The organism is uncultured Aquimonas sp. (assembly GCF_937888285.1).
Classification (GTDB): domain Bacteria; phylum Pseudomonadota; class Gammaproteobacteria; order Xanthomonadales; family Xanthomonadaceae; genus Aquimonas.
Map to the genome: position 1 here is coordinate 71,511 of NZ_CALART010000114.1, position 12,074 is coordinate 83,584.

Below are 12,074 nucleotides of genomic sequence, written 5' to 3' on the forward strand. Positions count from 1 at the left end.
CGGTCGGTCATTTTGTGACGCAGCCTGTCGGTAGCCCCCTGACTTGCAGTCCATAATCGCCGCCACCCGGAGCCACCCCGGGCTCGCCCCACCCGTCTGCTGCCGCTGCTGGAGTCGCCATGTCGTTCCTGATCCGCCTGCTTTCCACCCTGCGCTACATGACCCTGCGCCGGCAGCTGCGCGAAATGCGCAAGATCATCGAGTCGTTGTCGCCCAGCACGCGCTCGGCCGTGGCCACCCTGACCATGGGCGAGATCCAGAACGCGGCGCGCGCGCCGGTTCCGCATCTCTATGGCGCGCAGGACCTGCACCGCTACCAGCCTTGGAGCGATGCCGCGACCCAGGCCTTCGGCAAGGCCCGCAGCAGCGTCGCCCAGCTCAAGCTGCGCGGCATCGCGCTGTGGCTTGCGGTGGTCTACCACGAGACCCGCGACATGCCGCACGGCGGCCTCGCCGAGATCCACCGCGAGATCCTCGGCATGCTGGGGCATCTGAAGGGCACCTATGCCGGGGCGGCCGCTTCCAGGATGGGCCTCGAAGGCATCTGAGGGCTGGGCCGTACTTGAAACGAAAAACGGGGCCTCGCGGCCCCGTTTTCGTTGCTGCCGTCGGCAGCCTCCCCACTCAAGGAGGCAGGCAGCGCCGCGCGATGCCCGCGTACACGGCCGGTAGGGCGCGCAGGTCCTCCAGGCGCACGGCCTCGTCGATCTTGTGGATGCTGGCGTTCAGGGGGCCGAGCTCGACCACTTCGGCGCCGAGCGGGGCGATGAAGCGACCATCGGAGGTGCCGCCGCCAGTGTTCTCGTCCGGCTGGATGCCGAGTTCGTGCGCCAGCGTCTCTCGCACCGCCGCGCGCAGCCGGCCCTCGCCGGTGTGGAAAGGCTCGCCCGAGCGATGCCAGCGGAAACCCGCGCGCACCTGGTGAGCGGAGAAGGCAGCCTCGATCTCATGGATCAGCGCATCGGCCGTCCAGCGCGGCGAGTAGCGCAGGTTGAACTGCACCTCCGCCGTGCCCGGGATGACGTTGCTCGCCCCGGTGCCTGCCTTGAAATTGGCGATCTGGAAGCTGGTCGGCGGGAAGTCCGGCCACGGATCTCCGTCCCAGTCGCGGGCGCACAGCTCGGCCAACACCGGCAGGGCGCGATGGATCGGGTTCACCGCCTTCTCGGGATAGGCCACATGGCCCTGCACGCCGAGCACGGTCGCAGTGCAGGTCAGCGAACCGCGGCGACCGATGCGCACCACGTCGCCGAGACGCTGCGAGGACGAGGGCTCGCCGACCAGGCAGTAATCGAGGCGCTCGCCGCGCACGGCAAACAGCTCGGCGACCCGGCGCACGCCGTCGATCGCATCGCCCTCCTCATCGGAGGTCAGCAGCAGGCCCACCCTGCCCCGCCAGTCACGGCGGACGGCGAGGTCTTCCAGCGCCAGCACGAAGGCCGCCACGCTGCCCTTCATGTCGGCCGCCCCGCGGCCGCGCAGCAAGCCGTCGGCGGTCAGCGTTGGCTCGAACGGCGGACTCTTCCACTGCTCCGCCGGCCCCGGCGGAACCACGTCGGTGTGGCCGAGAAAAGCCAGGGTCGGCCCTTCATCGCCCAGCGTGGCCCACAGGTTGTCGACCTCGCCGAAGCGCAGCTGCTCGATCCTGAATCCTGCCGCCGCCAGCCGCTGCGCGAGCAGCGCCTGGCAGCCGGCATCGGCCGGCGTCACCGAGGCCCGGCGGATCAGTTCACAGCTGAGCTCGACGACATCCATGCGCAGATCTCAGTCGCCGAAGCGCTGGCCGAACTGCTTCTCGGTGAAGCCCACCGAGACGCCATCGTCGCCGACCACGACCGGGCGCTTGACCAGCGCCGGGAACTCCTTGATGAGCGCCAGCCACTCGGCGTCATTGGCCGGCTGCTTGCGCTCGGCGGGCAGGTCACGCCAGGTGTAGCTGGCGCGATTGACGAGCTTTTCCCAGGTCAGCGTTTTCGCCCAGGCCTTGAGCAGCTTGGGGTCGATGGGATTCTCGCGGTAGTCCACGAAGGTGTGTGCGATGCCGTGGGCATCCAGCCAGGCGCGGGCCTTGTCGCAGGTGCTGCACTTGTCGAGACCGTAGAGGGTGGGCATGTCTTGGGCCGGGATTCGCGATTGGGGATTCGGGATTCGCAAGTTCACCAGCGAGCACGTCGTGAGATTGCGATTGACGGTTTCGATGCGGCGTGACGCAGCATGAAGCGGTGGAACTCGAGTCGGGGTCGACCTTCGGCGAATCCCGAATCCCGAATCCCCAATCCCGATCGAAAGCTACTCGCCGGACCTCAGAAGCTCATTGATACTCGTCTTCGCCCGCGTCTTCTCGTCGACCTGCTTCACGATAACCGCGCAGTACAGCGAGTGGCTGCCGTCTTTCGAGGGCAGCGAGCCCGAGACGACGACACTGCCGGCCGGCACGCGGCCGTAGCTGATCTCGCCGGTGGCGCGGTTGTAGATGCGCGTGCTCTGGCCGATGAAGACGCCCATGCCGATCACCGATCCGCGCTCGACGATCACGCCTTCCACGACTTCCGAACGCGCGCCGATGAAGCAGTCGTCCTCGATGATCGTCGGCGCAGCCTGCAGGGGCTCCAGCACGCCGCCGATGCCGGCGCCACCGCTGATATGCACGCCGCGGCCGATCTGTGCGCAGCTGCCGACCGTGGCCCAGGTGTCGATCATGCAGCCATCGCCCACATACGCGCCGATGTTGACGAAGCTAGGCATCAGCACCACGTCGCGGCCAAGGTAGGCGCCGCGGCGGACCACCGCCCCCGGCACCACGCGCACGCCCTGCTCCGCCGCCCAGTTGCTGTCGCCGGTCTCGATGCTGCGCAGGGGCACCTTGTCCCAGGCCTGCAGCAGGCTGCCGGCGGGGTCGTGCGCGGGCTCGGGCATGAGGCGATTGCCGCTGCAGCGGAATGAGAGCAGCACGGCCTTCTTGATCCACTCGTTGACCTGCCAGCCGCCGTCGACGGGTTCGGCCACGCGCAGGCGCCCGGCTTCGAGATCGGCCAGCACGCGCTCCACGGCGGGTCGAGTGCTGCCGTCGATCTCTTCGACCGTGAGGCTGGCGCGGCGCTCGAAAGCGCTCTCGATGACGGGCTTCAGTTCAAGCGTGGGCAGGCTGTCGTGCATTCGGCGAATCCTTGTCGGTGCTGTCCGTGAGTGCCTCGACCAGAGCCGCGCGCAGCGCCTCCAGCCGGGCATCGTCGACGATGGCGCGATTGGCCTCGTCGCTGATCTGGAAGAAGTCCTCGGCGCGTTCGCCGAAGGTGGCGATGCGCGCGTCGTGCAGGCGGATGCGATGCGCGCGCAGCACCGCGGCGGCGCGCGCCAGCAGGCCCGGGCGGTCGGTGCAGATCAGCATCATGCGGGTGCGGTCATGACTCGCGTCCTGGCCGAACTCGATCTGCACCGGGATACGGAAGTGCCGCAGCTGGCGCGGGATCATCCGGTTCGGCGGGCTGATCTCGTCCGGCATCTGCGCCAGCGCCTCGCGCAGGGTCGCAGCCACCGTGGCGGCGCGCCGCTCGGGCGAGACGAAGTCCATGCCGGCATCCAGCACCTGGAAGGTGTCGAGGCTGAAGCCCGTGGTGGAGGTGACGATGCGCGCCTCGGCCACCGACAGGCCCAGGCGGTCCAGCGTGGCTGCGGCCACCGCGAACAGGCCGTCGCGGTCCGGCGAGTAGACGAACACCTCGAGCGCCCCCGAGCGCGAATGCGGACGCACCAGCACCAGCGGCAGGTCGGCCTCGCCGGCCTGGGCGATGCCGCGGGTCTGCCAGGCGATCTGCTCGGGGCTGTAGCGCAGGAAGCTCTCGCGCGGAAAGCCGGCCCAGACGCGATCGATGTCGGCAGACTCGATGCCGGCATCCGCCAGGCGTTCGCGCGCGGCCGCGCGCGTCTCCTCGATGCGCTCATCGGCGTAGACCCGGTTCTCCAGGCCGCGCCGCAGGGCGAAGCGGGTGGCGCCGTGCAGATCGGCCAGCAGGCGATCCTTCCAGGCGTTCCACAGCTTCGGGCTGGTGCCGGCGATGTCGGCGACCGTGAGCAGGTAGAGGTAGTCGAGGCGCTCGCGCTCGCCGACGATGCCGGCGAATCGCGCGATGACCTCGGGGTCGGAGATGTCCTGGCGCTGGGCGGTGACCGACATGGTCAGGTGCTCGCGCACCAGCCAGGCGACGAGGTCGGCATCGGCGGTGGACAGGCCGTGGGCCAGGCAGAACTCGATGGCGTCGTCGGCGCCCAGCTTGGAGTGATCGCCGCCGCGACCCTTGGCGATGTCGTGGAACAACGCACCCAGCAGAAGCAACTCGGGCTTGCGCAAGCGCGGCCACAGTTCGTGCGCCAGGGCGAAGCGCTGCTTCGAATCCTCGGAGGCGAAGCTCTCGATGTTCTTCAGCACGGTCAGCGTGTGCTGGTCGACCGTGTAGACGTGGAACAGATCGTACTGCATCCGCCCCGACACGTTGCCGAAGGCCGGCAGGTAGCGCGCCAGCACGCCCAGCTGCCACATGCGGGTCAGCGTCACCACCGGCTGCGGCCCGCGCAGCAGGCGCATGAAGGCGGTGCGCGCCTCGGTGCGCGCGCGGAAGCCCTCGTCGATCAGCGGCAGGGCCTCGCCCAGCGCACGCGCCGTGCTGGAGTGCAGGCCGCGGATCGAAGGATTGCCTGCCCACACCCGGAACAGCTCCAGCACCTTCAGCGGCTCGCGCTGGAAGGCCTGGGCATCGAGCAGGCGAAGGTAGCCGGCGCCGACCGCGAAGTCCTCGTCCAGTGGCTCGATGCCGGGCTCGCCGGTCAGCGACTCCTCGAAGCGCTGCAGCAGCCGGCCGTTCAAGCGCAGCACCACCGCGGCGCTGCGGAAGTAGCCCTGCATCAGCTGCTCGACCGCGAGGTTGTCGGCAGCCTGGTCCTTGAAGCCGAGCCGCGCCGCCAGCGGACGCTGGAAGTCGAACAGCAGGCGCTCCTCGCGCCGGCCGGCGACCAGATGCAGGCCGAAGCGCAGATGCGACAGCGCACGGCGCTCACGCTCGAAGGCGATGAGTTCATCGCCGCCGATCGCGCCGAGCGGCTTCAGCTCGGACACTTCGCGCACGCCATAGATGCGCTGCGCCATCCACGACAGCGTGTGCAGATCGCGCAGGCCGCCGGGGCCTTCCTTCAGATTCGGTTCGAGGTTGTAGGCGGTGTCGTTGTAGCGGGCGTGACGGGCGCGCTGCTCGGCGCGCTTGGCCTCGAAGAACGCGTCCGGCGTCCAGAAACCCTCACTGCGCACGCTGCGGGCCAGCCGCTGGCCGGGCGCCGGATCCCCGCAGATCGGCCGCAACTCCAGCAGCGCGGTGGCGATGGTGGCGTCCTTGCGGCCTTCCTCGATGCACTCGTCCACCGAGCGCACCGCATGGCCGGGGGCCAGTCCTGCGTCCCACAAGCGCGTCAGGAAGCGTTCGATGCAGGGCTGGCGAACGCCGTCGATCGGCGCTTCGCAGAGCAGCAGGATGTCGACGTCCGAATGTGGAAACAGCTCGGCGCGACCGAAACCGCCCGTGGCCAGCAGGGCCAGGCCCTCGGTCTGCTGGAAGTCACGCCGGAAGGCATCGCGCAGCACGGCGTCTACTTGCTGGCTGCGATCCGCCAGCAGGCCGTCGATATCGGCACCTGCGTCGAAGGCTGCGGCGCGCCGCACATCGCCGGCGGCGAGTTCAGCCTTGACCAGGGCCTGCCATGCGGCATCCTCGAATGCCGCCGCAAGGCGGGCGTCGAGTCCGGCCAGGGCGCCCTGCACGCTCACTTCGGCACGCGCCCCTTGTCGCCCAGGGTCAGCACGTCGAAACCGGTCTCGGTGACCGCGATCATGTGCTCCCACTGCGCGGACAGCGAGCGGTCCTTGGTCACCACCGTCCAGCCATCCGGCATCAGCCGCGTGTGGCGGGCGCCGGCATTGACCATGGGCTCGATGGTGAAAGTCATGCCGGGCCGCAGCACCACGCCGGTGCCGGGCACGCCGTAGTGCAGCACCTGCGGATCCTCGTGGTAGACCTGCCCGATGCCGTGCCCGCAGTACTCGCGCACCACCGAGAAGCGCTCGGCCTCGACATAGCTCTGGATGGCGTGGCCGATGTCGCCCAGGCTGGCGCCGGGGCGCACGGTGCGGATGCCGCGCCACATGGCCTCGAAGGTGACATCGACCAGCCGCTTCGCCAGCACCGAGGGCTCGCCGACGAAATACATGCGACTGGTGTCGCCGTGCCAGCCGTCCTTGATGACGGTGACGTCGATATTGATGATGTCGCCGTCCTTCAGCACCTTGGTCGGGCTGGGAATGCCGTGGCAGATGACGTTGTTGACCGAGCTGCAGATGGTTTTCGGAAAGCCTCGGTAGCCGACGTTGGCGGGAATGGTTCCCTGCACCTTGACGATGTGCTCGTTGCAGATGCGGTCGAGCTCCTCGGTGGTCACCCCGGGTTTGACGTGCGGGGCGATGATGTCGAGCACTTCCGCGGCCAGCCGCCCGGCCTCGCGCATGCACTCGATCTGCTCTTGGGTTTTGAGAGTGATTGCCATGCGCGGGATTATCGGCCACGCCGGCCCCGCGGGGAAACCGCCATTCGGACTGCGCGGCTCGCGTCCATGGCTCTGCCTCCACCCCCGCATTTGCGCGCTGCGCACTCCCGGGCTATGCTTCCGCGGCTTTGTGGTCGCCCTGCGCGCCCATGGACACGCCCACGCCGGGCGTCACCGGCGAATTCACACACAGGTCGCACCCCGTCCAGCGGGGTCCTGCAAGGCCCGCAAGGCCAGGCAGGCGCTGGATGCGAGCCCTGTGGAGGACCAACCCCGGAGCCTGCGCCTTGACCCGCGCCTACGCTCATTTCTTTCAGGAGCATTCCATGCCCCAGGTCACCATGCGTCAGATGCTGGAAGCCGGCGTCCACTTCGGCCACCAGACCCGTTACTGGAACCCCAAGATGGGCCCGTACATCTTCGGCGCCCGCGGCAAGATCCACATCATCAACCTGGAAAAGACCCTGCCGCTGTTCCAGGACGCCATGAACTTCATCTCGGGCATCGCCCAGAAGCGCGGCACCATCCTGTTCGTCGGCACCAAGCGTTCGGCCCGCGAGGCCATCAAGGAAGAAGCCACCCGCTGCGGCATGCCCTACATGAGCATGCGCTGGCTGGGCGGCACCCTGACCAACTACGCCACCGTGAAGAAGTCGGTCGCGCGCCTGAAGGAGCTCGAGGCCGCCGAGACCGACGGCACCTTCGAGAAGCTGGTCAAGCACGAGGTGCTCACCCTGCGCCGCGAGCGTGACAAGCTCGAGGCTTCGCTGGGCGGCATCAAGGACATGGGCCGCCTGCCGGACGCCCTGTTCGTGATCGACATCGGCCACGAGAACATCGCCGTGCAGGAAGCCAAGAAGCTCGGCATCCCGGTGATCGCCGTGGTCGACACCAACTACGACCCGAGCCTGGTCGACTACCCGATCCCGGGCAACGACGACGCCATCCGCGCCGTCCAGCTGTACGCCCGTGCGGCCGCTGACGCCGTGCTGGAAGGCCGCGCCGCGGCCCCGCAGTCGGCCCGCATGGACGACGAGTTCGTCGAGCTGGACGCCGAAGGCAACCCGGTCGCCAAGGAAGACGGCGAGCGCAAGCCCGCCCCGCGCCGCCCGGCTCCGGGCAACAAGCGTGGCCCGGGTGGTCCCGGCGGCCGTCGCGGCGAGTAAGCGCCCTCTGTGACCCTCGCGCCGGGCGCGGGGGTCACGGCCCTGCAATGCCGCGCAGCCAGGCTGCGCTGCCGCACGGGCCAAGCATCAATCAGGTGGCGCTCCCGAGGCGCTGCCCCACACCCTCTTCAAGGAACTCCCCATGGAAATCACTGCCAGCCTGGTGAAGGAACTGCGCGAGCGCTCCGGCGCCGGCATGATGGAATGCAAGAAGGCCCTCGCCGAGAATGGTGGCGACATCGAAGCGGCGATGGAGCACCTGCGCAAGACCGGTCTTGCCAAGGCTGACAAGAAGGCTGGCCGCGTCGCCGCCGAGGGTCGCATCGGCGTCGCCCAGTCGGCCGGCAGCGCCGTGCTGGTCGAGGTCAACTGCGAAACCGACTTCGTCGCCAAGGACGAGAACTTCCTGAAGTTCGTCGACACCGTGTCGCAGGCTGCCCTGGCTTCCGGCGCCGCCGACATCGAGGCACTGAAGGCCGCGAAGCTGGCCGACGGCGCCACGGTCGAAGAGACCCGCGCCGCGGTGATCGCCAAGGTCGGCGAGAACGTGCAGGTGCGCCGCATGGCGCGCTTCGAGAGCAGCGACAACGTCGCCGCCTACATCCACGGCGGCCGCATCGGCGTGCTGGTCGAGGTCAAGGGTGGCGACGCCGAGCTGGCGCGCGGCATCGCCATGCACGTGGCGGCAATGAATCCGCCCTACAACAAGGCGGCCGACGTGCCGGCCGACTTCCTGGCCAAGGAGAAGGAAATCGAGCTGGCCAAGATGTCTGACAAGGACCGCGCCAAGCCGGCCGAGATCCTCGAGAAGATCATCAGCGGCAAGGTGAACCGCATCATCAACGAGGTCACCCTGTACGGCCAGCCCTACGTGCTGAACACCGACCAGACCGTCGAAGCCGCGCTGAAGGCCGCCGGCGCCGACGTGGTCCGTTTCGAGCGTCTGGCCGTGGGCGAAGGCATCGAGAAGGTGGTGGAAGACTACGCCGCCGAAGTGATGAAGGCCGCCGGCCTGGCCTGAAGCATCCGGCCGCCGCAAGTCGTGCAGCGGGGCGCGGCGCAAGCCGCGCCCCGCTGCTTTTGCGGCCTGCCATGCGCAGCAGCCGGGCCGGCGTCGGCCGACCATGGCATAATTCACGCGCCCTTGGCCTTGCCAGGGCTTTCGTCCGTTCCCCCGGGAGTTCGGCATGTCGATCGCCATCCGCGACGTCGGCGAGCATGATCTTGATTCCGTGCTGGCGCTCAACAACAGCGCCGGCCAGAGCATCCTTCCGCTGGATGCCGAGCGCGTCCGCTTCTTCATGCGCCATGCCGACTACTTCCGGGTGGCCGAGGTCGACGGGCAGATGGCGGGCTTCCTGATCGCCCTGCGTCCGGGCACGCCCTACGGCAGCTCGAACTACCGCTGGTTCTGCGAGCGCTTCGAGGACTTCCTCTACATCGACCGCATCGTCGTCGCCAGTTCGCGGCGCGGCGCCGGCCTCGGCAAGGTGTTCTACGCCGACGTCACCAGCTACGCCGAAGTGCGCGTGCCGACGCTGGCCTGCGAAGTCTTCCTGGAGCCGCGCAACGACGCCGCCCTGCTCTTCCATGGCACCTACGGGTTCCGCGAAGTCGGCCAGCACCAGATGGAGGAAGCCGGCCGCGAGGTCAGCCTGCTGGTCAAGGACCTGCCGAGCTTCGACTTCGTGAACACCACCTACCTCGCCCACGGCGGACTACCCGACGAGGATTGGCTGCGCAGCCGCGTCCGTCTGGAGCAGCAGCCAGTGCGCGCCACCGGCACCTGAGCCCCATGAACTCAGCCGTGAATTTCGAACAGGCCGGCGAACTCAAGATCGGCCAGGTCGGCATCGCCAACCTGCGCGTCCGCGAACTCGACGTCGCCCGCCTGGTCGCCGAGATGCGCGAGCGCGTCGAGCGTGCGCCCAAGCTGTTCGGTCGCGCCGCGGTCATCGTCGACTTCGGTTCGCTCTCACGCTGCCCCGACGAGCACGTGGCCCGCGCGCTGATCGACGGCCTCCGCGGCGCCGGCGTGCTTCCGGTCGGGCTGGCCTTCGGCACCCGCGAGATCGAAGCGCTGTCCGAGCGCATCGGTCTGCCGCTGCTGGCCAAGTTCCGCGCCCAGTACGAGAGCGCCGAAGCCACGCCCGAGCCGGCCCCACGCGAAGCCGCATCGCGGCGACGCGCACCGGAGCCAGCTGCGGAAGTCGTCGAACCCGTCGCCGCGCCCGCGCCGCTGCCTGCTGCCGGCGGCAGCCAGATGCAGCTGCAGCCGGTGCGCTCCGGCCAGCAGGTCTACGCCCAGGGCCGCGACCTCACCGTCTGCGCCATGGTCGGCAACGGCGCCGAAGTCATTGCCGACGGCAGCATCCACATCTACGGCAGCCTGCGCGGACGTGCGCTCGCCGGCGCCCGCGGCGACGTCAACGCCCGCATCTTCTGCCGCGAGTTCAACGCCGAACTGGTTGCGGTGGCCGGACAGTACCGGGTGATGGAATCGATCCCCGCCGAGCTGCGCGGCAAGCCCGTGCAGATCTGGCTTGAAAACGACAAACTGCAGATCGCGGTGATGGCCTGAGGGCCTGCTGCAATCCCTTGAAGCAACCGCACAGCGACAGATACGGAGTACGTGCCTTGGCAGAGATCATCGTCGTCACCTCGGGCAAGGGTGGAGTGGGCAAGACCACCAGCAGCGCCAGCATCGCGGTTGGCCTCGCGAAACAGGGCAAGAAGGTGGCAGTGATCGATTTCGACGTCGGCCTGCGCAACCTCGACCTGATCATGGGCTGCGAGCGCCGCGTGGTGTACGACTTCGTCAACGTGATCCACGGCGAAGCCACGCTCAAGCAGGCGCTGATCAAGGACAAGCGCTTCGACAACCTGCACGTGCTGGCGGCCTCGCAGACCCGCGACAAGGACGCCCTGAACAAGGAAGGCGTCGAGAAGGTGCTGAACGAGCTTGCCGCCGAAGGTTTCGACATCATCCTCTGCGACAGCCCGGCCGGCATCGAGAAGGGCGCCTTCCTCGCCATGTACTTCGCCGACCAGGCGATCGTGGTCGTCAACCCCGAGGTCAGTTCGGTGCGTGACTCCGACCGCATCCTTGGCCTGCTCGCCAGCAAGACCCGCCGCGCCGAGCGCGGCGAGCGCGTCGCCGAGCACCTGCTGCTGACCCGCTACAACCCCAAGCGCGTCGAGGCCGGCGAGATGATGAGCATCGCCGACGTCGAGGAGGTGCTGGGCATCAAGGCGATCGGCGTGATTCCCGAGAGCCCCGACGTGCTGTCCTCCTCGAACAAGGGCGAGCCGGTGATCCTCGACGCCGAATCGCCCGCCGGCCAGGCCTATGGCGACGCGGTCGCGCGCATCCTCGGCGAGAGCCGCCCGATGCGCTTCACCCAGGTCGAGAAGAAAGGCCTGCTGCAGAAACTCTTCGGGGGCTGAACCACGCCATGGGCATTTTCGATTTCCTGAAGTCCAAACCCAAGGCGACCGCCAATATCGCCAAGGAGCGCCTGCGCATCATCGTCGCGCAGGAGCGCAGCAATCGCGGCGGTCCGGACTACCTCCCCCTGCTGCGGCGCGAACTGCTCGAAGTGATCCGCAAGTACGTCAATGTCGACGTCGATGCGGTCAAGGTCGACCTGCAGAAGGACGGCGAACACGACGTGCTCGACATTTCGGTCGCCCTGCCCGAGGGCGAGGGCCGCGCCCGCGCCGAGTAAGCGCGTGAGCGAGGCCGAACCCGCCGTGCTGCGCCTGGGTGCGCTGGGCTTCGAGGCCCCTGCCCGCCTGCTGGCCCATTTCGGCCTCGAGCTGGTGGCGGTCGACGACGGCGCGGCGATCCCCGGCAGCTACTGGGGTGAGTGCGAGGCCGGCATCATCGGCTGTCGCGTGTACGCGCGCGCCGACACGCCCGTGCACTCCCTGCTGCACGAGGCCTGTCACCTGATCGTGCTGCCGCCTGAGCGCCGCGCGCAGGTGCACACCGACGCCACCGATTCGATCGAGGAAGAAGACGCGACCTGCTACCTGCAGATCGTGCTGGCTGACGCCCTGCCCGGCGTAGGCCGGGAACGCCTGATGCGCGACATGGACACCTGGGGCTACAGCTTCCGGCTTGGCTCCACCCAGGCCTGGTTCGAGCAGGATGCCGAGAACGCGCGGCAGTGGTTGCAGGCGCGCAAGCTGCTGCCGCTTGGCGAAGAGCAATTCGCGGCCTGAGAGCCTCTCACCCCCGCTTCGAGCGTCGTGTGTTCCTGAAGAAACCGTGGTTCGTCATCCCCGCGGAGGCGGGGATCCAGGGTTCTTGCGGCTGCC

Annotated in this window: 13 protein-coding genes; 8 read left to right on the plus strand and 5 right to left on the minus strand. The window is 68.5% G+C overall.

Translation table 11 applies throughout. The annotated features are described in order from the left end of the window. The first annotated feature begins 119 nt into the window (after positions 1-119). Entirely contained in the window at positions 120-548 is a 429-nt protein-coding gene (locus tag Q0654_RS22285; protein WP_298857584.1) for a hypothetical protein, read from the plus strand. A 76-nt stretch (positions 549-624) separates the two neighbouring features. Here Q0654_RS22285 and dapE read toward each other — a convergent pair whose 3' ends face one another. From dapE to map, 5 genes are all read right to left on the minus strand, one after another. Further along, the gene (dapE, locus tag Q0654_RS22290) at positions 625-1,755 is read right to left on the minus strand and encodes a succinyl-diaminopimelate desuccinylase (RefSeq protein ID WP_298857586.1); all 1,131 of its coding nucleotides are present in this window, start codon (positions 1,753-1,755) and stop codon (positions 625-627) included. Between the two features lie 9 nt (positions 1,756-1,764). Next, entirely contained in the window at positions 1,765-2,112 is a 348-nt protein-coding gene (locus Q0654_RS22295) for a Spx/MgsR family RNA polymerase-binding regulatory protein (RefSeq protein WP_298857588.1), read from the minus strand. A 177-nt stretch (positions 2,113-2,289) separates the two neighbouring features. Continuing rightward, a complete protein-coding gene (gene dapD / locus Q0654_RS22300; protein ID WP_298857590.1) occupies positions 2,290-3,228 on the minus strand; it encodes a 2,3,4,5-tetrahydropyridine-2,6-dicarboxylate N-succinyltransferase in 939 nt (312 codons plus the stop codon). After that, positions 3,131-5,806: a [protein-PII] uridylyltransferase gene (gene glnD, locus Q0654_RS22305; RefSeq protein WP_298857592.1), complete on the minus strand. Its 2,676-nt coding sequence runs from the start codon at positions 5,804-5,806 to the stop codon at positions 3,131-3,133. The genes dapD and glnD overlap by 98 nt, the downstream gene beginning before the upstream one ends. A gap of 2 nt (positions 5,807-5,808) precedes the next feature. Further along, complete coding sequence (gene map / locus Q0654_RS22310) at positions 5,809-6,585, minus strand: type I methionyl aminopeptidase (protein ID WP_298857594.1); 777 nt, start codon at positions 6,583-6,585, stop codon at positions 5,809-5,811. A 326-nt stretch (positions 6,586-6,911) separates the two neighbouring features. Here map and rpsB point away from each other — a divergent pair, with 326 nt between their 5' ends. The 7 genes from rpsB to Q0654_RS22345 all read left to right on the plus strand — a co-directional run bounded on the left by rpsB (position 6,912) and on the right by Q0654_RS22345 (position 11,978). After that, a complete protein-coding gene (gene rpsB, locus Q0654_RS22315) occupies positions 6,912-7,751 on the plus strand; it encodes a 30S ribosomal protein S2 (RefSeq protein ID WP_298857596.1) in 840 nt (279 codons plus the stop codon). 142 nt (positions 7,752-7,893) lie between these two features. Next, a complete protein-coding gene (tsf, locus tag Q0654_RS22320) occupies positions 7,894-8,772 on the plus strand; it encodes a translation elongation factor Ts (protein WP_298857598.1) in 879 nt (292 codons plus the stop codon). Positions 8,773-8,938: 166 nt separating this feature from the next. Further along, positions 8,939-9,541 carry a GNAT family N-acetyltransferase gene (locus tag Q0654_RS22325; RefSeq protein ID WP_298857599.1) on the plus strand — a complete coding sequence of 201 codons (603 nt, stop codon included), beginning with the start codon at positions 8,939-8,941 and terminating at the stop codon, positions 9,539-9,541. Continuing rightward, positions 9,538-10,332: a septum site-determining protein MinC gene (gene minC / locus Q0654_RS22330; protein WP_298857611.1), complete on the plus strand. Its 795-nt coding sequence runs from the start codon at positions 9,538-9,540 to the stop codon at positions 10,330-10,332. The genes Q0654_RS22325 and minC overlap by 4 nt, the downstream gene beginning before the upstream one ends. A 56-nt stretch (positions 10,333-10,388) precedes the next feature. Continuing rightward, entirely contained in the window at positions 10,389-11,198 is an 810-nt protein-coding gene (gene minD / locus Q0654_RS22335; RefSeq protein ID WP_298857601.1) for a septum site-determining protein MinD, read from the plus strand. An 8-nt stretch (positions 11,199-11,206) separates the two neighbouring features. Then, positions 11,207-11,479: a cell division topological specificity factor MinE gene (minE, locus tag Q0654_RS22340; RefSeq protein WP_298857603.1), complete on the plus strand. Its 273-nt coding sequence runs from the start codon at positions 11,207-11,209 to the stop codon at positions 11,477-11,479. Between the two features lie 4 nt (positions 11,480-11,483). Then, entirely contained in the window at positions 11,484-11,978 is a 495-nt protein-coding gene (locus tag Q0654_RS22345; protein ID WP_298857605.1) for a hypothetical protein, read from the plus strand. The last annotated feature ends 96 nt before the right edge of the window (positions 11,979-12,074 follow it).

What these genes read in the sequence shown, in the direction of transcription:
- Q0654_RS22285 (WP_298857584.1), top strand. Translation starts at nt 120, where the DNA reads ATGTCGTTCCTGATCCGCCTGCTTTCCACCCTGCGCTACATGACCCTG.
- dapE (WP_298857586.1), bottom strand. Translation starts at nt 1,755, where the DNA reads ATGGATGTCGTCGAGCTCAGCTGTGAACTGATCCGCCGGGCCTCGGTG.
- Q0654_RS22295 (WP_298857588.1), bottom strand. Translation starts at nt 2,112, where the DNA reads ATGCCCACCCTCTACGGTCTCGACAAGTGCAGCACCTGCGACAAGGCC.
- dapD (WP_298857590.1), bottom strand. Translation starts at nt 3,228, where the DNA reads ATGCCCGGCTGGAGGCGCTGCGCGCGGCTCTGGTCGAGGCACTCACGG.
- map (WP_298857594.1), bottom strand. Translation starts at nt 6,585, where the DNA reads ATGGCAATCACTCTCAAAACCCAAGAGCAGATCGAGTGCATGCGCGAG.
- rpsB (WP_298857596.1), top strand. Translation starts at nt 6,912, where the DNA reads ATGCCCCAGGTCACCATGCGTCAGATGCTGGAAGCCGGCGTCCACTTC.
- tsf (WP_298857598.1), top strand. Translation starts at nt 7,894, where the DNA reads ATGGAAATCACTGCCAGCCTGGTGAAGGAACTGCGCGAGCGCTCCGGC.
- Q0654_RS22325 (WP_298857599.1), top strand. Translation starts at nt 8,939, where the DNA reads ATGTCGATCGCCATCCGCGACGTCGGCGAGCATGATCTTGATTCCGTG.
- minE (WP_298857603.1), top strand. Translation starts at nt 11,207, where the DNA reads ATGGGCATTTTCGATTTCCTGAAGTCCAAACCCAAGGCGACCGCCAAT.